The organism is Rhizobium sp. 05L419, assembly GCF_056397845.1.
Map to the genome: position 1 here is coordinate 299,236 of NZ_JBFTOF010000004.1, position 17,529 is coordinate 316,764.

Below are 17,529 nucleotides of genomic sequence, written 5' to 3' on the forward strand. Positions count from 1 at the left end.
GAATGCCTGGAATATTGGTGGCGCCAGGCCGATTTGGCTGTGGATATTAATCGATCGTTTAACACCTTCTGCCAAAGATCAGCCTCAATCAAGCAACTGGCGTGTGTGTAGAAGGCTTGACGCATGGACGACGATTTCTGGAAGGCAGTTCGGGAAAAGGAGCAAGCTTCGGCTTCCTCGCACAAGACGGGGGCGCTGAATATTGCGTTGCTGTTCGGCACGGCCGTCGTGGCATTGACATTGATCCTGACACCGATGCTCGCCGACAAGTCGAAATCCAGCGTGTTTGCCAGCGCACCGTCCGAATTCGATTCGATCACGACAGGCTCGATCCCGAAAACTGAGAACGGCAAGCGCTATACCATCCGCCGCAGCGTCCTCCAGGAAACGCCGGGTTCCGTCTGCGTCGTCCAGGGCTATGGCAGCGGGGTCGGCTGCTGACGGCGCCAGGATGGGTGCGTGGACTGAATGAGCAACTGCGTTGGCGGCAAAGGACGGATGATGCGAACTCTGAAGGTATTTTTCGCAGATATCGATGGTGCAACCGCCGTCGAGTACGGCCTCATCGCAGCGATCATATCAGTTGCGCTCGTCGCAGGAATGGGAGCGCTCAGCGACAACATCAGCAACGTGTTCCTGGGCATAGGCAACCAGATGACGCTGCCCAACTGATATTGCTGGCAAAGACAAGGGGCCGCGCCTCACTGCTTGAGCTTGTGCTCCTCGACCTTTAGCGCGTCGGCAAGTCTGACCTTGGCCGATCCCGGCCGCAGTGGTTTCTGCTGGCTTTCGTGCGGCGCCCACCCGGAGACATAGATGATCGAGAACGTCGCCCTGATGCGACCGTCCGGATCGGCATAGCGCTCGGCGTAAATCTCCGCTGCCCTGAGAAAGAACGCCCGCGTCAGGGGCTTGCGGCTGCGTGCGGCAAGCGGATTGCCCATGCCCATCGCCCTTAAATCCCGCATCAGCGGGAAGATCGATCCGTACCGCACCGTATAGGTCTCGGCATCGATCACCGGCAGGGCAAACCCGGCTCGCTGCATTAGTCCGCCGACATCGCGCACATCGGCGAAGGGGATCACGCGCGGGCTTGCGCCGCCCGTCATCTCGATCTCGGTCGCAAGCAGCACCTCTCTAAGCTCCTGCAGGGTGCCTGACCCGGGTATGGCGGCAAGGAACAGGCCGTCCGGCTTCAACGCGCGACGGATCTGGATGAAGACCCCGGGCGTGTCGTTGGTCAGGTGGAGGCTGAGCGGGGCAAGCACCAGATTGGCCGACTGCGGTTCGAGCGGAATCGTCTCGATCGGCGCCTCGATGAATGTGTCGCCCGCCTCGGCATACATCCGTTCGCTCTCGACCCGCGTCAGGCTGGCGACCTTTCCGGTCGCCTTCGCCGCACGGGCGGCTGCGCCGGTTGCCCCATGCAGTTCGACGGCGTGCTCGAAGGTCCGCTCGACGACGGCCAGACGCTCACCGAGCTCTTCGGCCGCGATATCGAGCAGAAAGGCCGCTTCCGGATTGTTATTGCGCAGCGCGCGATGCCTGTTCGCCGCGATCCGGGCTTTGTCGAAAATGATATCCATGGACAAGTCCATAGTCCCGCCATGCGGGTGCGGCAAGGCGATTTTCCTCTGCGGGAAACGCGCTCGTCTCGCGCCATGGGGTCAAGCGGGTTGAAAAAACTGGCGAGCTGGAACGAACGCTGCTGGCTGTGTGGATGCTGAGGGCGGCGGCGGAGGGATGGTCGAACGCTGTGATGCAATCCTGCCCGTCGCCTTGCATCGCAGGCGCATGTTCTCGCGTAGAGTCAACCAGGCGGCGGAACTGGCGCGGCACATGGCGCGGCACATGGCCCTGCAGCCGGGCAAGCGGTTGCTGCCGGGCACATTGCTGCGCATCCGGCGTACACGCCAACACGTGGGGCTTGGCGCCGGAGCGCGTGAAGACAACGTGCGGAGCGTTCGCCGTCGCAAAGGGGCGCGAGGGGGATGTCGCCGGCAAGCGGCTTGTGCTCGTGGACGACGTCTACACCACCGGCGCCACCGTTGGTGCTGCTGCCACAGCGCTTTGCAAGGCCGGCGCCGCCGACAATCACGGTTTTGACCTTTGCAAGGGCGCTTTCAGAAACTATATGACGAAAAGAAAACTTGTATTTTTCTGGAGCCAACATGGTACCCGTCACGATCTATACGCGCCAAGCCTGCGGCTATTGCAGCCGGGCGAAGTCCTTGCTCACCGAAAAGGGCGTGGACTTTCTGGAGCATGATGTGACGCTCGCGCCGGATCTCCGGCAGGAGATGATCGGCAAGTCGAACGGCCGCGCGACGTTTCCGCAGATCTTTGTTGGCGAACGGCATGTTGGCGGGTGCGACGATCTCTTTGCGCTGGAGCGTGCTGGCAAGCTCGATCCGCTGCTTGCAGCATAGGGAACTCCGATGACCTTCAAGGCTGCCGCCATTCAAATGTGCTCAGGCGTGGATCCCGAGCGAAACGCTGCCGCGATGGCGAGGCTTGTTCGCGCCGCGGCTGCACAGGGTGCAACGTATGTGCAAACGCCTGAGATGACCGGCATGCTGCAGCGCGACCGGGCCGCGGCCAAGCCTCTGCTTCGGGACGAGGCCAGCGACGTCATCGTCAGCACCGGTGCCGAGCTCGCCAGCGAGCTTGGCATTTACATGCATGTCGGCTCGACGGCGATTGCGCTCGACGGTGGCAAGCTTGCCAATCGCGGCTATCTCTTCGGTCCGGACGGCAGAATCCTCAATCGCTACGACAAGATCCACATGTTCGACGTGGATCTCGACAATGGCGAGAGCTGGCGCGAAAGCGCTGCGTACCGGGCGGGATCGGAAGCAAGGGTACTGTCGCTGCCGTTTGCGGAGATGGGCTTTGCGATCTGCTACGACGTGCGCTTTGCAGCGCTCTTCCGTGCGCAGGCCATTGCCGGGGCAGAGGTGATGACGGTGCCCGCCGCCTTCACGAAACAGACCGGCGAGGCGCATTGGGAAATCCTGTTGCGCGCCCGTGCCATCGAGAACGGCGTGTTCGTCATAGCCGCGGCCCAGGCTGGGCTGCATGAAGACGGGCGCGAGACTTTTGGCCATTCGATGATCATCGATCCATGGGGCAAAGTACTGGCCGCCGCCGGGCCTGCCGGCGAAGCGGTGATCGTCGCCGAGATCGACACCTCGGCGGTGAAGGCTGCGCATGACAAGATTCCGAACCTCAGGAACGCTCGGGAGTTTTCGATAGAGAAGGTTGTGGGGGCCGCCGCAGGAGGCGTAGGCGCTTGATCCGTTACGCACTTCGTTGTGAAAATGCTCACGAGTTCGAAGGCTGGTTTTCCGAAAGTGCGGATTTCGAGCGTCAGGTCGCGTCTGGTTTTCTCACCTGCCCAGTGTGCAGTTCCGCTGCCGTTTCCAAGCTCATGATGGCGCCGTCCGTCTCCACTGCGCGCAAAAAGAGCGAGATGCAGACGCTTGCGATGGACACGATGCGCCGCGAAGCCTTCCAGAAGCTCAAGGAAGCCGTTTCCACCATCAAGGCCAATTCCGAGGATGTCGGCACACGCTTTCCTGAGGAGGCACGCAAGATCCACTACGGCGAGGCGGACGCCCGCGGCATCATGGGCCAGACGACGCTTGATGAGGCGCGGGCCCTGCTGGAAGAGGGTATCGAGATCGCCGCGCTGCCGGTGCTGCCGGATGACGTGAACTAGCCTTAGTGGGCGCTATAGGCTCCATCGACCAGATGGCAGCTTCCAGCGATAAAGCTGGCCTGTTCTGATAACAGGAAACACACGAGGGCGGATACCTCTTCGGGCGTCCCGCGTCGGCCCATCGGCTGCAACGCCATCATCCGCCGCGTGGTCGCTATCTCTGAATGTTCGGAGAGAAGCGGCGTTTCGATCCAGCCGGGGGCGACAGCGTTGATCCTGATACCCAGTCGCGCATACTCCATTGCCGCGACCTTCGTCAGCCCGACAATTGCGTGCTTGGTAGCCGTGTAGGCAGGTGCCGTCGGCAATCCAACGGAGCCGAGAACGGAAGACATGTTGACGATGGCCCCTCCGCCCTGTCCGAGCATGGCGGCGATCTCGTATTTCATGCAGTAGAAGACACCGTTCAAATTGACGTTGATCAATTTCATCCAGTTGTCGAGCGGGTAGTCGGCCGTCGCCTTCCGTACGCCGTCGATCCCTGCATTGTTGACGGCCAGATGCAGCCCGCCGCACTCCTGGACGGCGAAATCGACAAGCTTTTCCACGGCTACAGCGTCGCTGACATCGACAACGAAGTCGCGGGCCTTGCCTCCCAGCGAACGAATTTCGGTTGCAACCGCATGCGCTGCTTCGGCATCGACGTCGGCGACCACAACTTCGGCCCCTTCACCCCCAAGTTGCCGCGATATGGCTGCGCCTATTCCGGAACCGCCGCCTGTCACAATCGCGACTTTCCCTTCGAAGTCGAATTTCATTTTTATCTTGCTCCCCCATTGCAACACAATCGAGCAGAGGCCGACGCATACTGCAATAAATTTCGTTCGTAGCCCACAACAGAGACCTTTGCTCAAACGACGCGAAGACCCTCTGCGCCGTTGACCGGCGATGCACGGAACGTGCTCGCCCAGATTCTCTTCATATGGGGCACAACAACAATTGGTAACCCCCGATTGTTCTCAAATATCCAATCTCCTGTGCATCGGTTGGGAGACTTGGCCGAAAGGCAATCGGATGCTAAAGGAGAAGACAGGGGCTCACCAATTGCTTAGCAGGTAAACATGGACGAACACAATATTACGCGTCGCGGGCTTGTGTTGGGCTCGCTCGCCATACTGACTTCGGGATGTACTACGAATTGGCCGTTGGGGTCCGGACTTACGTCATCAGGTGTAAAGCCGCGCTATCGACGAAAGGAAGTAGCTTATGGCGGAGGCGAACCGGTGGGCAGCATCGTCGTCAATACGTACGAGCGTCAACTTTACTATATTGAGGGCGACGGCATGGCGATGCGATATGCTGTCGCCGTGGGCGAGGAAGGCCTTACGCTGAAGGGCAGGGCAACCGTCGGCCGCAAGGCCGAATGGCCGTCTTGGACCCCCACTGCGAGCATGATCGAACGCAAGCCGAATCTCGGGCAGTATGCCGGCGGAGTTCCTGGTGGTCCCAACAATCCGCTTGGTGCTGCGGCCCTCTATCTCTACCGTGGCGGGCAGGATACCTACTTTCGCCTGCACGGAACGAACGCGCCGTGGCTGATAGGTCAGGCAGTGTCGAATGGCTGCATTCGCCTAACCAACGAGGATATCGTCGACCTCTACAGTCGTGTTCCGGTGGGAACGCAAGTATTGGTCATATGATCCTTACATTTTGTGGCGACGTTGCCACGCTCTGTTAGGCATTGCGAGGCGCCGGGTCGGGGAGACCTATGCATTTGCCTTTCAGCGCTTGGCTTAGACGAATTTTGCGGCTATTAGTAGAATCGTTGCCTTCGATAACCTTATTCCATGCGAAACGGAGAGGACTACTTGATGAGCAGAATCCTAGTTATGTGCCTGATTGCGCTGTTTTCGGTGTCAAGCCTGACGGCTTGCGGAACCATTGGTAAGGGCAAGGGGAAAGCCCCGCCACCTGCCGCGGAACCGGCGCCTGTTTATAAGTGACAGCTGACATCTAGCTGAAGGCGGGAGGGGGCATTCGTGGCCCTTCCCACGCTCTGCTGTTCGGGCAAACCGGTTCCGTGGCTCGCTACGATATGGCTGTCGAGCCGGCTTTGTATCTTTGCTCACTCGATCCCGGAGATGAAGCGCAGCTATGACGCTTACCAAGAGCTCTCTATCCCTTCTGGTCCTGGTCGCGCTCGCGACAACATCCTGTCAAACTGAAGATAAACCACCTCAGCCGAGGTTCGTTTCGGACGCCAATGGCGGAACCGTCGGTCCGGCCTCTCAAAAACGAGAGGGCCAGTACTTCATAGAATTCCGCTCGCGTTATGCGCTGAGCTATGGCCACACCTACGTCATTTTCGGAAGATTGAACAATGCCGGGGGCATCGCCACGCAGGAGGTCGCCGGGCTTGCTCCGTCAGGCAGCGTCGATGCCTACGTTGTCGGTCACTTCCTGCCTGTGCCGGCGTCGACCGGCGCAACCGATGGAGACCTGGAGGAAGCCTACCGGTCTGCGAGTTGGCGCGTCCTGCTGACGCAAGCCGAATACAACAAAACCGTTGCATTTATCCGGCAGCTGCAGGCGAAATCGAAAGTCTGGCAGGCGTCGGTGTCCAACTGCAATAATTTTGTTGGGGAAATCGCCGCTTCGATGGGATATAAGACGCCCAGCATATGGCTCCGGCCGCAGCAGTTTGTGACAAACCTGAGAGAGATGAATACGGCGGGTTGATGGTGATCGGGTGCCATCTGCCCTGCAGATTACAGAATGCAGAAGGGCCTGGGTGGATTAATTGAGCATAGCTGCTTTTGGTAAGTTGGCGTGGGTTCTTGGCGTCATCGCCTGGTACATCATTCGGTATCCTTTCGAGCGTCGCGCCAAGCGGGTCAGGGTTGTCAGTCATCGCCGCTCGACTTCCGAGGCGTTGGGGCTTGCCTTTGCGTTGCTGGGGCTCGCGGTCGTCCCGGCTTTCTATGTGGCGACCGGGATACCACGCGCGGCTGATTATCCTGCTCATGTGTTGTCAGTGGTCGTGGGAGCATTGCTGTACGGCGCGGCGATGTGGGTTTTTCGCAGAACCCACAAGGCACTCGGGCGGAACTGGTCCATCACGCTGGAGATTCGCGAAAAGCACGAGCTTGTTTCCGGCGGGCCATACGCTTTTATCCGCCACCCGATGTACACCTCGTTCCTGCTGATGGGGCTCGGTCAGGCGTTTCTTCTGTCGAATTGGGTGGTCGGGCTGGCAGGCTTGCTCGGCTTTGCAATCCTGTTTTTTCTGCGGGTGGACAAGGAGGAACGGATGATGCTGGAAATTTTCGGCCCTCAGTACCGCGCCTACATGGACCGGACGAAGCGAATTATTCCCTATCTTTACTAGAGGTGGCGTGATGCGAGGCAGAGCCATCAAGCTTTCAGCGCCGCGACGCCTTGTCGGAGATCTGATGCGCTTCTCGATAGGGGTGCCGCGGGTCACCGTGCAGCGGCAAATGAATCTTCAAGAACTGCTGGAGGCTAGGAAGGCGCAGCCGGACCGCCCCTCCTGGACAGTGCTTTTCCTGAAGGGATATGCGCTGCTTTCGCGGGAGACCCCCGACTTTCGGCGTGCCTACGTCAAATTCCCCAAGCCGCAGCTCTATGAGTACCCGGAAAGCGTGGCATCGATCGCCCATGAGCGTGAGTACGACGGTGAGCGGGCCGTATTGTTGACGACGATCAAGCATCCCGAGCGACGTTCGCTGACCGAACTTGCAGCCCTGATCGGCCTGGCACGATCACGCCCGGTTTTGGAGGTCAAGGAATTCCGGCGTGCCTTGAAGATTGCCCGCGCACCGGGGCCGGTCAGGTGGTTGCTCATGTGGCTTGGGCTCAATCTCGGGCACAAGCGGGCGCGCTATTTCGGAACCTTCCAGCTGTCGGTCTATTCCGGCCTCGGCGCCGAATCCCTCAATCCGCTGACGCCGCTGACCACGATCTTCAACTACGGCCAGATCACCGAGGATGGTTTGGTCACTGTCCGCATCCACTACGACCACAGGGTCATGGACGGCGCCAATGTGGCGCGCGCACTGGAGCGCTTCGAAGAGATACTGAACGGCGAGGTTGCCAGCGAGGTGAGACGCCTTGATCAGATCGATGCCGCCCATGGCGAGGCGGTTTCAGGGACCGCGACATGACCGATGACGATAAGTTGCGTTCGGCAGTCGTGGTGGTCGGCGGGTCCCGCGGCATCGGCCGGGCCATTGCCAAAGTCGCTGCCCGGGAGCGCGCTGTCATTGTTCTCGTGGCGCGTTCGCCCGAGGGACTTGCTGCTGCCGCGACCGACGTCAGAGAGGCAGGCGGCGAGGCGTTCACGTTCGAACTTGATCTGCTGGCGGTCGATGCGTCGGCGCGACTGCAGAATTTCCTCGCCGCAAACGACCTTGTCTGCGACGTGCTGGTCAACAGTGCCGGATATGGCCTGCGCGGCGCTGCGACGACGCTTGCGATGGACGAGCAGCTTGGGATGATCGACCTCAACATGCGCGCCCTCACGGACATGACCCTTCGTTTCCTGCCGGGCATGGTGGCGCGGGGGCGGGGCGGCGTGCTCAACCTCGGTTCGATAGCCGGGTTCACTCCGGGACCCAACATGGCGCTGTACTATGCGAGCAAGGCATTCGTGCGCTCCTTTTCGGAAGCGCTTCATCAGGAACTGCGCAGTACCGGCGTGACGGTCACGTGCGTCGCTCCCGGACCGGTCGCGACGGAGTTCCTCGAGCGATCCGGCGCCGATCGGGCCGCGCTGTTCAAGATCCTGCCAAAGCTGGACTCGCGGTATGTGGCCGAGCGTGCCTGGGGCGGGTTCAAGTCCGGCCGGCGCCTTGTCGTGCCCGGCATTTCGGCAAAGCTGGTGGCTCTGGTTACAACCTTGTTGCCTTCGGCAGTTCTGCTGCCGGTGATCGGCCGTTTGCAGCGTCGGCGTCGCGATCCCTGCCTTTGCGGCTCCGGCAAGACGTTCCAGGAATGCTGCGGCAGCCGAGACGCGCAGCTGCGTCGCGGCGCGCGCTGAACGCATAGGCCCGTCCGCAGGGGGTGGATCGCAGCCGTTGTCGTTCGGCGGCTCAGGTCTCCMGCTTGGCGAGCAGCATGTAGTTCACGTCCATATCCTTAGACAGGTTCCACTGGTTCGACAGCGGATTGAAGAAGACGCCGGTGCGGTCGATGATCGTCAGGCCGTCTTCGGTGACCGGCTTTTCGATCTCTTCGGGGCGGACGAGCTTTTCATACTGGTGCGTACCGCGTGGCAGCCAGCGCAGGATGTTCTCGGCCGCGAAAATGGCAAGCGCTGCCGCCTTCATGGTGCGATTGATGGTGGCAACGAACATCAGGCCGCCAGGCCGGACCATCTTCGCGCAGGTGGTGACGAAGAAATCGACGTCGGCAACGTGTTCGACCACTTCCATGTTGAGAACGATGTCGAAGGTCTCGCCGGCCTCGGCCAGCTGCTCGGCGGTCATTGCGCGATAATCCACCGGAACGCCCGATGCCTTTGCATGCGTGGAGGCTATGCCGATGTTCTTTTCGGAAGGGTCGGCACCGACGACCGTCGCACCCATGCGCGCCACCGGCTCCGACAGCAGGCCGCCGCCGCAACCGATATCGAGGACCCGCAAGCCTTCCAGCGGTCTTGCGCTGCGGACGTCACGGCCGAAATTCTCGGCTGCCTTATCCCTGATGTAGGCGAGCCGCACAGGGTTGAACTTGTGGAGCGGCCTGAACTTTCCGGTCGGGCTCCACCACTCGGCCGCCATGGCTGAAAAGCGGTCCACTTCGGTCTGGTCGATCGTGCTCTTGGCCGCTTCCGTCATGGGCTTGCTCCTTGGTTGGTCACGACTGAAGTCGGACGAACGGCTGATGAAGTCAAGGGGTGCCGGGATGCCCGTCGAGATAGACCGACAAAGGCTCGACTACACCAAGAGGATATGGCGCACTTAATATTATTGCATGCTAATGTAGATGTATTAAGGATAAAACAATGTCCCATCTTCGTGGCATTCCAGCCGTGATGCTCAGTCTTGCGCTCTGTAGCCCGATGCCGGCATTCGCTGCGGAGCCGGTCGGCGAGGCGACTCTGATCAGGACTGAAGTGACGGGCGCGAGCGGGCCGCTGGTCGTCAGGGCGCCGGTGCATCGGGACGAGCGGATAAAGACATCCATCAGCGGGCTCGGACAGTTCATCTTCCGGGACGGAACGAAACTGGCTGTCGGCGCCGGTTCGTCCGTCGTCATCGACAACTATGTCTACGACGATGCGAATTCGGCCAAGAAGCTGACTATCAGGGCCGCAAAGGGCACTTTCCGCTGGATCAGCGGCAACTCCTCTTCGTCTGCCTATTCGATCGTGACGCCGGCTGGAACGATCGGCGTCCGTGGCACGGCATTCGACTTCTATGTTGGTCCAAACGGTACGACGGCCATGGTGCTGCTTAGTGGTGCAGCGCAGTTCTGCGGCGCCGGAGGGTGCAAGCAATTGAGACGGCAATGCGATTGCGTCATCGCCACCCGCGGTGGCGGTGTGTCGGATCCACGTGCCGTGGACGCACGGACGTTGGGCGCCCTGGGAAACCAGCGCGCCCTGCCGTTTCTCTCTGGCAATCAGCAGCTTTCGGGTGCGCTTGGCGGCATTCGCACCAGTTGCGGTCTTGCAAGCCTGAAGCAGGACCGGAAAGATCGTGTTCTGCAACAACGCGACCCACCACCCACGCCAACGCGGCCTGCACCAGCGCCCACGCCACCATCGCCTGTGCCGCAGGACAAACCGACCAAGCAGCACGACAGACATCACCACGATCGGGACAAGGATCACCATTGGGACCGCGATCGGGACGGACATCACGATCGCGACGATGGTGACGGTCCCGGCTGGGGCAATCGTTCCCACTGGGGACGTGGAGACGACGGACCCGGCGACCATCGTGGCGACGATGATCAGTCCGGCAACCGGCCCGGCGGCGACGGACCCGGACGCGGAGGCCATCGCAGCGGCAACGACGGGGCGGGGAGCACCGGGTTCGGCGGCAGTGAGCCTGGGGGTAGCCGCCCCGGTGGCAACGGGTTCGGCGGAGACGGCCCACAGAGCGACGGTGCGAGCGGAAACGACCAGCAAGCGGACGGCGGCCTGGGGGATAATGGGCAGAGAAACGACGGGCACGGCAGAGATCGGCATGGCGACCAATCGAACCGGGTGCGCGACCGCAATCGTACTGGCGACTAGTTTGCAGGCTCGGATGCTGCGTCCTCCTTTTCGGCAGGCGCGTCGCGAAAGTGATCGGCCCTGCGCGGCAGGCGGCGATAGAACTCAGGCAGAGCGGCGGCCAATCCGGATGCCTTCTGCTTCGTGCGCGCGAGACGCTTGCGGCTGTCGGCGGCGCGCGTGCGCAATGCGGTGATAAGTTCCTCGTGAAGGCGTAGCAGCAGGGCGAATTCCACCGACCGCCCGACCTTTTCGTCGCCGACGGTGGCGTAGAGCCTCGCCCGGCTGCTCTTGCCCTTCAGTCCGAGCGCGCCGGCATCGAGCAGCGCGAAGTCCGGCAGCACGCCTGCCGTCGTCTCCGAGACGAGAATGTCGAAACCGACCTCCTTGCAGCAACTTTCTATTCGAGCCGCGACGTTGACGGCGTCGCCGACTGCCGAATAGTTGAAGCGGCTCTCGGCACCCATGTTGCCGACACAAGCAAGACCGGTGTGGATGCCGATGCCGATGCCGACCTCGTAATCCTTGCCGAAGCCGAAGGCATCTGCGGCATTGAGGCCTGCCAGCGTCTCGCGCATGGCAAGCGCTGCCCGCACCGCCTTGGCGGGGTGGCCGGCAACATCGACCGGCGCGTTCCAGAAGGCCATGATCGAATCGCCGATGAATTTGTCGAGCGTGCCCTCGTTCGCCACCACATGGCGGCTCAGCGCGTCGAGCAGCGTGTTCAGGAACCGCACGACTTCGGCCGGCTGCAGCCGCTCGCTGAGCGCCGTGAAGCCGCGCACGTCGACGAACATCACCGTCAGTTCGCGGTCATCGCCGCCGAGGCGAAGGGCATCGGGTGTGTGCTCGATGCGGTAGAGCAGCGAGGGTGAGAGATACTGCCCGAAGGCACGGCGGACCTCGCGCCGTTCGCGGTCGATCACCAGGATGCGGAACGAGGTTGCGGCAAAATGGATGATCGAGCCGGCCACGATCAGGGCAAGCGGGTCGAAGAGGAGACCCCAGTAGGAAAACGCGACCCATGAGGCGGCAAGCGCCAGAGCGGTGATGAAGAGACCGCAGGCCAACGCCACGGCGGGGCTGACAAAGGTGGTCAGCACCACGAGGACGGTGCCGAGCACGGCGATCGACAGGATCTCCATGCCGTCGGCCCAGTCCGGCCGCGACAGGAAACGCCCTGACAGAATCTGCTCGACGGTCTGGGCGTGCATCGAAACACCCGGCACGTTCTGCCCAAGCGCGGTCGAGCGAATGTCCTGCAGGCCGGCCGACGAGGTGCCGACGAAGACGATGCTGCCCTGCACGGCGGCACTGACCTGCGGGGGAGCGCCATCGGGCTCAAGGACCTGTCCGGCTGAAATGTAGCGCTCGGCGACATCGGGGCTGGTGTAGAGCCAGAGCTCGCCGTTCGCCGTCACCGGGACGACGAAGGCGCCGATCTTGATCGAGGTCAGCGTATCTGGCGCATCGGGGGCTGTCGATACGACATAGGTCGAGGCGCCCTGCGCCACGCGCAACGCCTCGATCGCGAGGTTCGGATACAGCTGTTGGCCGTCTGTCAGGAGCAGCGGAACCCGGCGGACCACCGAGGAATAGTTTCCGGGGTTGAGGCTGATATGCCCGATGCCGGTGGCATTGATCTGCAGCTGCGGGCGCAGCGGCGTGGCGGCCGTCAGCCGGGGCGGGGCGTTGAATGGGCTTTCGCCGGTGTAGGCAAAGCCTGCCTTGACCGGCGGGCGGTAGTTGCCGTCGGTCGACAGGCCGAACCCAAGCACGACCGGCCGTCCGGCAATCGCGCCGGCGAATATCTCGTCGTTGTCGGGCAGCCGGCGAAGCAGCGAGGCGTCGACGCCTGCGACATCGCGCATGACGCTTCGCGGTGAAAGACGGTCCGGCTCGGCGAAGAGAATGTCGAAGGCGATGGCTGCCGCCCCCATCTGCGACAGCCGCTCGACGAGCAGCGCAAGCCTGTCGCGCGGCCAGGGCCATTGGCCGAATTCCTTGAGCGAGGCCTCGTCGATGTCGATCACCCGGACAGGCGTCGCTTCGAAGGGACGGGGTCTGATGCGCTGGTATTCATCGAAGGTGATGTCCCTGATCTGACGCAGGAGCGGGGGGTCGCTTGCCCGCAGGATCGTGAAGGCCGCGACGATCAGGAGGCCGACAATGACACCGATTTGCTGCGCTCGCGTCATGATGGGATCGGGCCCTTGCGCCGGAGGCCTGGCCGGACGCGCCGGGCCGAGCAATGGAGCCCGCCCGCATACCCCCAGGCTCGCAACAGGCTGCCCGTTTCCGCGGCCGGTTGCAACTGCACCTTTCGGGCGGCTGCGGCGGGAGCTTTCCCCGCGCGCCGAAGGAGGGGCTTTCCGATGCCAGCCGGCGATCACGCAGCATCATCCGGTTGCGGCTCGGGACGCTTGCTGGAGAGATGGGCAGCAGTCGCCGTCCGCAGCTCCTTGAAGAGTTCGAATGCCCGGTCCTTGCAGGTGGCGGCAGACAAGGGCAGAGCGGCGCGATGCATTGCCGGAGAGGCCGATCGCCATTTGCGCGGCCACCGCGCCGGCCTGGCCCGGCGAGATCACCATCGGACCGGTGCAGTGGCGGTCCCGCCGGCATTTGCGGCGGCGACAACCGAAGTCAGGGCCGATCGGCACCTTGGCAACGCTGCGGCAGGGGACGCGGCAATTGTAGGCACGGGTTTGGGGAGTGGGGAATCGAGCGACGGATTTGCGCCAAGCCACTGATTTTACTCGTCTGTTCCAACATAAGCATCCCCTCATTCCTGCTCGTCACAGGAATCCAGTGCACCCAAGTCCTTGGGCTGGAGAAAACGCCGCTATTAGCAACTGCTACCAGCGCGGAATCGACGATCAACGTGTAGGGCTGAAGCCGCCGCCCGCATTGTAGTCGGCGTCATCGTCGCTGCTTTTCGGTCTCCGTGAGCGTAAAGGGTTGGAGACCACGAAGTCATTGCGATCATCATGCCTACGCAGTGTCTGAGGAGGTTTTCTGTCGTTCAGGATCCGGTCAAGCTCAGTTGTACGGGATTTGGACAGCCCTGCCTTCTCAGCAAACTGTGGCCAGCGGCCTATCGCAGCTCGGACCTGCTCGATGACCTCCTTCGCGTTTTGATCGGAAATCGATGCTCCCCTGGAGACGGTCAGCAGGTGCTGCATACTTGGGTTTCTCCCTTCGCCCGCGACATCCGCGCTATGTTCTCCTCCTGGTCCTGAAGAGAACGTAAGATCGTAAGCAGGAGAGAGTGTCCATCGCCCGTCGCCCTTCATTAGGAAGGCATGGTTCTTGGCGTGGTCGTCCCGGTTGCGAGCATACACGTTGAAGACCATGTTTCGAAACATCCGCAGCACTTCGGAACTGTCGCGGGTCATCATGAGCGTTAACTTGTGGAGCTGTTCGTAGTTCAACGACACCTCGCGATGGCTGGCGTTCAGGATGCCACTGGCGGTATGCATGTGCAGTCGGCCGGCAGGTGTTCGGTCGAACCGTTTCGTGGCGAAGAGACGGTTGCCTTTCCTTGTTTCGAATATCCGCGTCTCCGCCATCTCCAGTCCCGCGGCGCGCGCCATCAAAGAGTAAGCTTTTTCTTCGACGCCAATTTCGGCGGCGTCGGCAGCGCTTCGCGCCTTTACCATCCAGTGTTCAGCACCGGCTTCCATCTCCTGCCCGTAATCCAGAATGAACGAATCCGCAGTCTTGTTGAAACCGATCATGATTTTTGGTCGCGCACCTGCGGAGCCGCCCTGTGCGCACTGCAAAGTGTCGATGTCGGCAATATCCATCTCAGCTTGAACCAGGTGGACCTGATCCACGAACCAATCCAAATCTGTGTCCTCGGCGAGTTGCCTATGATCGTCGGGTAGATCGGGAATATAGGCCAAAGCTCCCATACCGGTCTTTCCAACTACAGAGAGGCGATCCAACGGGGTCAGCAGGTGATAGTCGATGCCGGCCCTTTGAAGACGGCGGTCAAGCAGGAGTCGACCCCATCCGTCGGGCAGACTGTCGTTGAACAAGCCATGGAGCCCGTCGAACGGGTCGCGGGGTGCCGCAATCAGCCCCGGATTGGTTCTCATGTGAAAAGGGGATATCAACAACGGAGCAGCGAGGAATTCCGCCGCGTACTCAAAATACGCCCTGCGTTCGCTACCGCTCCATGCGAGAGTTCCTAGATTTCTCTTACTCCCCGCGAGATCAAGGACGACGCTCATTTTTTGGATCGGGTTGAATTTCATTTCCTGCGCACCCTCTGCTTGACCGGACGGTCGATGACATCGTCGATTGTCTGTGGCGGTCGAGGCGGAAACAAGCGGTCGAATTCGCCTTCGCCCTCGAGGACAAACGCAACCTTCACAAGGGCTTCGAGCGATATCTTGCCCGTTTCCTCGAGTAGCCTAAGAGAGCCATAAGAAACGCCTGCCCTTGCGGCTAGCTCCCTCTGGGTGAGGCCAACATCAATCCGGCGTCGCTTGATTCTTTCCGAGAGGCCCCTGATCACTTCGGAGGGAGATGTCATTTTAAATGCTAGCATAATAGCACTTGTCCTTGTCCGAAAAAGATAATTGCTAATATTATAGCATTTATGCTGGTCGTCAACGACCCATAAGGGAGTGCTCTAACCATGCGATCGACCCGCACGGATCGCCCTGGTGAGGTCCGCCTCATGTTCAGGATCATACGGATACGACAACGCTGACCTTCTTCTCGCCGACCGCGGCGAGGTCCCGTCGTATTGCGTATTTTCCAGGGAATTGAACATGGTCTCGACAACCTGCCGTCCGTCATTCCGTAGCCGCGCAAAGCCGCGCCCGACCTGGAGGCGCTCTGGAGGGTAGAAATATTGGGGCAACCAGCACTTCCTGCTCTCGCCCTATGCCTGACGTTCACGCTTAACCACCTCCGCTCGTACGACGACAAGTCGTGCAAGGCCTTCTGCGTCATCCGCCGGAGACGGAAGGCCGGCCGACCTGCGTGCACTTCTCGCACGAGAACTGCTGGGAGGTCCGGCGTCGCCGCTTCAAGCGTCAGGCGTGCCGCCGAGAGTTCTCGGTGAACTCGGTGAAGGGCAAGAGCGCCCTGCAGCTTTCCCGCGAGCTGGGCGTCCAGTACAAGACCGCATGGGTCCTGCTCATGTAGGTGCGCGAGGCGGTAGCCAGCCGTCGTTTCCGGATGATGCTCGAGGGCGAAATCCACATCGATGGCAAGTACGCCGGAGGCCACATCAAGCAGAAGAACCGGAAGGAAGACTGGATCGATCGACGCCGCGCGGAATATCAGAACTTCAAGCGCCTGACGATCCTGGCGCTCCGGGAGAAGTCGCCGTTCGGCCGCGGCCACCCGCCGCGATCCTATGCGCTCGAGCGGCTCCAAGTCTGGTGGCAGTTGCTAGCTAATTGCGGAAAACTCTTGTCCAACACCGAAGCGTGTCATTCACGACGCCGACGCGCCTTGGCTGGATCCTGTGACGAGCACAGGGATGAGGGCAGGGACGTGTAGGTATCAAGGCAAGGCGGCAAAATACGCAGCCGGGAAAGGAGCCGCCGCTCGCGCTCACGCCGCGCCCTGATCCTGCAAGAGCCTCGGCTCCGGCTGCATCGATTGGGAGGGGTCGGAATGCGTGGATGCCGCGTGGGCTTCCAGAATGGCTGCCGTTATGACCCGTCGCAGCTCGTAAACAAGGGAGCGCGACCGCTTGCGATCGAGATCCTGTGCTGCCTTTGCAAGGCTCAGGCCCTCGTTGAGGACAATATGGTGGGCCCTGGCGAGTGCCCAGCTTTCGATATCAGTATCGATCATTCGCAATCTCCGCCAAATCATTCAGCATCAAAGACAGTCGCGAATCATTCTACGCCGCATACTTGTGGAGAAAGAAGAATCACAGTTGCATTCCTTTGAAAATAGGCGGCGGCGCTATTTTTTCGGAAGGGCCGGATTTATATTGTTTGATCCGGTGCTGTTACACTATTGGCTGCAAAATAAACATCGGACTTACTGTCTGTCTGTCGGGGCTTTGAGGCGTCCGGGACACAGAGAGAGGCTCTGAGCGTAGTCAATCGCCCGTCTACTGGCGCCCGTCTCCTGGCGACGATCTGCAGAGTTCCCCGATGTTTGCGCCGCCAGGGCGCAAGCCTTTCAGTGCAAGCTCGATTTGCGTCAGCTGTTGCTGCAATACACTTTCCGAATGCTCTTTCCATGTCAGTAGAGAGCATTCGGTTCACGAAAGGCACCGCGTTTCTTGAGGTGGCTGACGGCGGCGGTGGCAATTCCGACGCATGCCATCAACAGCCCCAGAATGATCAGGTAGCGGACATACTCGATCTGATCAGCCATCGGCGCGAACCGATAGATCTCGGTCGCAAGGACAGCGATGCAGGTTGACGCGACGGTCGAGTAATCCTTTCCGATCACGCGCCTGACGTTGAACGTCATCCCCTGGGTGGACTCAGCAAATCGGCTCAGGCGCGGCCCCCAGCGCGGGGCGCGCGCGAACCCCGGCCGCCCTCGCTATCGCCGCCCCGCGAGCGCACCACATGCGCTTCGAATGGCTGCGACCGGCTTTCCATTCCGTCGCGCCTTCATTCTCTGCTTCGTACCTTGCCAC

At 61.1% G+C, this 17,529-nt stretch carries 21 protein-coding genes and 2 pseudogenes; 15 read left to right on the plus strand and 8 right to left on the minus strand.

Annotated elements, in window-relative coordinates; all coding sequences use genetic code 11:
* The first annotated feature begins 123 nt into the window (after positions 1-123).
* Both AC1DMK_RS07550 and AC1DMK_RS07555 read left to right on the plus strand, forming a co-directional pair.
* Positions 124-441: a hypothetical protein gene (locus tag AC1DMK_RS07550; RefSeq protein ID WP_477858056.1), complete on the plus strand. Its 318-nt coding sequence runs from the start codon at positions 124-126 to the stop codon at positions 439-441.
* A gap of 60 nt (positions 442-501) precedes the next feature.
* Positions 502-672 (plus strand): Flp family type IVb pilin, encoded by a 171-nt coding sequence (locus AC1DMK_RS07555; protein ID WP_037059500.1) that lies wholly within the window; start codon positions 502-504, stop codon positions 670-672.
* A gap of 29 nt (positions 673-701) precedes the next feature.
* Here the strand turns inward: AC1DMK_RS07555 and AC1DMK_RS07560 are convergent, their stop codons facing one another.
* Positions 702-1,586, minus strand: a complete 885-nt coding sequence (locus tag AC1DMK_RS07560; RefSeq protein ID WP_037059501.1) for a methyltransferase domain-containing protein — start codon at positions 1,584-1,586, stop codon at positions 702-704.
* 74 nt (positions 1,587-1,660) lie between these two features.
* Between AC1DMK_RS07560 and AC1DMK_RS07565 the strand changes: the two are divergent.
* From AC1DMK_RS07565 to AC1DMK_RS07580, 4 genes and pseudogenes are all read left to right on the plus strand, one after another.
* Positions 1,661-2,138 (plus strand): annotated as a pseudogene (locus tag AC1DMK_RS07565) (ComF family protein); the annotation flags it as partial.
* 33 nt (positions 2,139-2,171) lie between these two features.
* Positions 2,172-2,429, plus strand: a complete 258-nt coding sequence (grxC, locus tag AC1DMK_RS07570; protein ID WP_477858058.1) for a glutaredoxin 3 — start codon at positions 2,172-2,174, stop codon at positions 2,427-2,429.
* Between the two features lie 9 nt (positions 2,430-2,438).
* Positions 2,439-3,296, plus strand: a complete 858-nt coding sequence (locus tag AC1DMK_RS07575) for a carbon-nitrogen hydrolase family protein (RefSeq protein ID WP_477858060.1) — start codon at positions 2,439-2,441, stop codon at positions 3,294-3,296.
* Positions 3,293-3,721: a DUF1178 family protein gene (locus tag AC1DMK_RS07580; RefSeq protein ID WP_037059364.1), complete on the plus strand. Its 429-nt coding sequence runs from the start codon at positions 3,293-3,295 to the stop codon at positions 3,719-3,721. Before AC1DMK_RS07575 ends, AC1DMK_RS07580 begins: the two co-directional genes overlap by 4 nt.
* A gap of 2 nt (positions 3,722-3,723) precedes the next feature.
* Here AC1DMK_RS07580 and AC1DMK_RS07585 read toward each other — a convergent pair whose 3' ends face one another.
* Positions 3,724-4,479: an SDR family NAD(P)-dependent oxidoreductase gene (locus tag AC1DMK_RS07585; protein ID WP_477858062.1), complete on the minus strand. Its 756-nt coding sequence runs from the start codon at positions 4,477-4,479 to the stop codon at positions 3,724-3,726.
* A gap of 303 nt (positions 4,480-4,782) precedes the next feature.
* On the opposite strand from AC1DMK_RS07585, the gene AC1DMK_RS07590 reads away from it, so the two are divergent.
* The 6 genes from AC1DMK_RS07590 to AC1DMK_RS07615 all read left to right on the plus strand — a co-directional run bounded on the left by AC1DMK_RS07590 (position 4,783) and on the right by AC1DMK_RS07615 (position 8,720).
* Positions 4,783-5,361, plus strand: a complete 579-nt coding sequence (locus AC1DMK_RS07590) for a L,D-transpeptidase (protein WP_477858064.1) — start codon at positions 4,783-4,785, stop codon at positions 5,359-5,361.
* 171 nt (positions 5,362-5,532) lie between these two features.
* Positions 5,533-5,664, plus strand: coding sequence for an ABC transporter (locus AC1DMK_RS07595; protein ID WP_080725444.1), 132 nt, complete (start codon positions 5,533-5,535; stop codon positions 5,662-5,664).
* Positions 5,665-5,815: 151 nt separating this feature from the next.
* Complete coding sequence (locus AC1DMK_RS07600; protein ID WP_477858066.1) at positions 5,816-6,400, plus strand: hypothetical protein; 585 nt, start codon at positions 5,816-5,818, stop codon at positions 6,398-6,400.
* Positions 6,401-6,461: 61 nt separating this feature from the next.
* On the plus strand, positions 6,462-7,049 hold the full coding sequence (locus AC1DMK_RS07605; RefSeq protein WP_477858068.1) for a protein-S-isoprenylcysteine O-methyltransferase: 588 nt from the start codon (positions 6,462-6,464) through the stop codon (positions 7,047-7,049).
* A 10-nt stretch (positions 7,050-7,059) separates the two neighbouring features.
* Entirely contained in the window at positions 7,060-7,845 is a 786-nt protein-coding gene (locus AC1DMK_RS07610; RefSeq protein ID WP_037059378.1) for a hypothetical protein, read from the plus strand.
* Complete coding sequence (locus AC1DMK_RS07615) at positions 7,842-8,720, plus strand: SDR family NAD(P)-dependent oxidoreductase (protein ID WP_477858070.1); 879 nt, start codon at positions 7,842-7,844, stop codon at positions 8,718-8,720. Before AC1DMK_RS07610 ends, AC1DMK_RS07615 begins: the two co-directional genes overlap by 4 nt.
* A 52-nt stretch (positions 8,721-8,772) precedes the next feature.
* Here the strand turns inward: AC1DMK_RS07615 and ubiG are convergent, their stop codons facing one another.
* Positions 8,773-9,519, minus strand: a complete 747-nt coding sequence (gene ubiG, locus AC1DMK_RS07620; RefSeq protein ID WP_477858071.1) for a bifunctional 2-polyprenyl-6-hydroxyphenol methylase/3-demethylubiquinol 3-O-methyltransferase UbiG — start codon at positions 9,517-9,519, stop codon at positions 8,773-8,775.
* 167 nt (positions 9,520-9,686) lie between these two features.
* Between ubiG and AC1DMK_RS07625 the strand changes: the two are divergent.
* A pseudogene (locus AC1DMK_RS07625) lies at positions 9,687-10,691 on the plus strand (FecR family protein); the annotation flags it as partial.
* Positions 10,692-10,921: 230 nt separating this feature from the next.
* Here AC1DMK_RS07625 and AC1DMK_RS07630 read toward each other — a convergent pair.
* The 3 genes from AC1DMK_RS07630 to AC1DMK_RS07640 form a co-directional block, all read right to left on the minus strand.
* Positions 10,922-13,102, minus strand: coding sequence for a CHASE2 domain-containing protein (locus tag AC1DMK_RS07630; RefSeq protein ID WP_477858073.1), 2,181 nt, complete (start codon positions 13,100-13,102; stop codon positions 10,922-10,924).
* A 678-nt stretch (positions 13,103-13,780) separates the two neighbouring features.
* Positions 13,781-15,163, minus strand: coding sequence for a type II toxin-antitoxin system HipA family toxin (locus AC1DMK_RS07635; RefSeq protein ID WP_477858075.1), 1,383 nt, complete (start codon positions 15,161-15,163; stop codon positions 13,781-13,783).
* Entirely contained in the window at positions 15,160-15,459 is a 300-nt protein-coding gene (locus tag AC1DMK_RS07640) for a helix-turn-helix domain-containing protein (protein ID WP_477858077.1), read from the minus strand. The genes AC1DMK_RS07635 and AC1DMK_RS07640 overlap by 4 nt, the downstream gene beginning before the upstream one ends.
* Positions 15,460-15,848: 389 nt before the next feature.
* On the opposite strand from AC1DMK_RS07640, the gene AC1DMK_RS07645 reads away from it, so the two are divergent.
* Together AC1DMK_RS07645 and AC1DMK_RS07650 are read left to right on the plus strand one after the other, a co-directional pair.
* Positions 15,849-16,064, plus strand: a complete 216-nt coding sequence (locus AC1DMK_RS07645; RefSeq protein WP_477858079.1) for a hypothetical protein — start codon at positions 15,849-15,851, stop codon at positions 16,062-16,064.
* Positions 16,065-16,424 carry a hypothetical protein gene (locus AC1DMK_RS07650; RefSeq protein ID WP_477858081.1) on the plus strand — a complete coding sequence of 120 codons (360 nt, stop codon included), beginning with the start codon at positions 16,065-16,067 and terminating at the stop codon, positions 16,422-16,424.
* Between the two features lie 54 nt (positions 16,425-16,478).
* Here AC1DMK_RS07650 and AC1DMK_RS07655 read toward each other — a convergent pair whose 3' ends face one another.
* Together AC1DMK_RS07655 and AC1DMK_RS07660 are read right to left on the minus strand one after the other, a co-directional pair.
* Positions 16,479-16,724 (minus strand): hypothetical protein, encoded by a 246-nt coding sequence (locus AC1DMK_RS07655; protein WP_051973902.1) that lies wholly within the window; start codon positions 16,722-16,724, stop codon positions 16,479-16,481.
* 399 nt (positions 16,725-17,123) lie between these two features.
* On the minus strand, positions 17,124-17,357 hold the full coding sequence (locus tag AC1DMK_RS07660) for a hypothetical protein (protein WP_477858083.1): 234 nt from the start codon (positions 17,355-17,357) through the stop codon (positions 17,124-17,126).
* Positions 17,358-17,529: the final 172 nt, after the last annotated feature.

Excerpts from the sequence above, each read along its gene's own strand:
- AC1DMK_RS07550 (WP_477858056.1), top strand. The coding sequence starts at position 124 with ATGGACGACGATTTCTGGAAGGCAGTTCGGGAAAAGGAGCAAGCTTCG.
- AC1DMK_RS07555 (WP_037059500.1), top strand. The coding sequence starts at position 502 with ATGCGAACTCTGAAGGTATTTTTCGCAGATATCGATGGTGCAACCGCC.
- AC1DMK_RS07560 (WP_037059501.1), bottom strand. The coding sequence starts at position 1,586 with ATGGATATCATTTTCGACAAAGCCCGGATCGCGGCGAACAGGCATCGC.
- grxC (WP_477858058.1), top strand. The coding sequence starts at position 2,172 with ATGGTACCCGTCACGATCTATACGCGCCAAGCCTGCGGCTATTGCAGC.
- AC1DMK_RS07575 (WP_477858060.1), top strand. The coding sequence starts at position 2,439 with ATGACCTTCAAGGCTGCCGCCATTCAAATGTGCTCAGGCGTGGATCCC.
- AC1DMK_RS07585 (WP_477858062.1), bottom strand. The coding sequence starts at position 4,479 with ATGAAATTCGACTTCGAAGGGAAAGTCGCGATTGTGACAGGCGGCGGT.
- AC1DMK_RS07590 (WP_477858064.1), top strand. The coding sequence starts at position 4,783 with ATGGACGAACACAATATTACGCGTCGCGGGCTTGTGTTGGGCTCGCTC.
- AC1DMK_RS07595 (WP_080725444.1), top strand. The coding sequence starts at position 5,533 with ATGAGCAGAATCCTAGTTATGTGCCTGATTGCGCTGTTTTCGGTGTCA.
- AC1DMK_RS07600 (WP_477858066.1), top strand. The coding sequence starts at position 5,816 with ATGACGCTTACCAAGAGCTCTCTATCCCTTCTGGTCCTGGTCGCGCTC.
- AC1DMK_RS07610 (WP_037059378.1), top strand. The coding sequence starts at position 7,060 with ATGCGAGGCAGAGCCATCAAGCTTTCAGCGCCGCGACGCCTTGTCGGA.
- AC1DMK_RS07615 (WP_477858070.1), top strand. The coding sequence starts at position 7,842 with ATGACCGATGACGATAAGTTGCGTTCGGCAGTCGTGGTGGTCGGCGGG.
- AC1DMK_RS07630 (WP_477858073.1), bottom strand. The coding sequence starts at position 13,102 with ATGACGCGAGCGCAGCAAATCGGTGTCATTGTCGGCCTCCTGATCGTC.
- AC1DMK_RS07635 (WP_477858075.1), bottom strand. The coding sequence starts at position 15,163 with ATGAAATTCAACCCGATCCAAAAAATGAGCGTCGTCCTTGATCTCGCG.
- AC1DMK_RS07640 (WP_477858077.1), bottom strand. The coding sequence starts at position 15,459 with ATGCTAGCATTTAAAATGACATCTCCCTCCGAAGTGATCAGGGGCCTC.
- AC1DMK_RS07655 (WP_051973902.1), bottom strand. The coding sequence starts at position 16,724 with ATGATCGATACTGATATCGAAAGCTGGGCACTCGCCAGGGCCCACCAT.
- AC1DMK_RS07660 (WP_477858083.1), bottom strand. The coding sequence starts at position 17,357 with ATGACGTTCAACGTCAGGCGCGTGATCGGAAAGGATTACTCGACCGTC.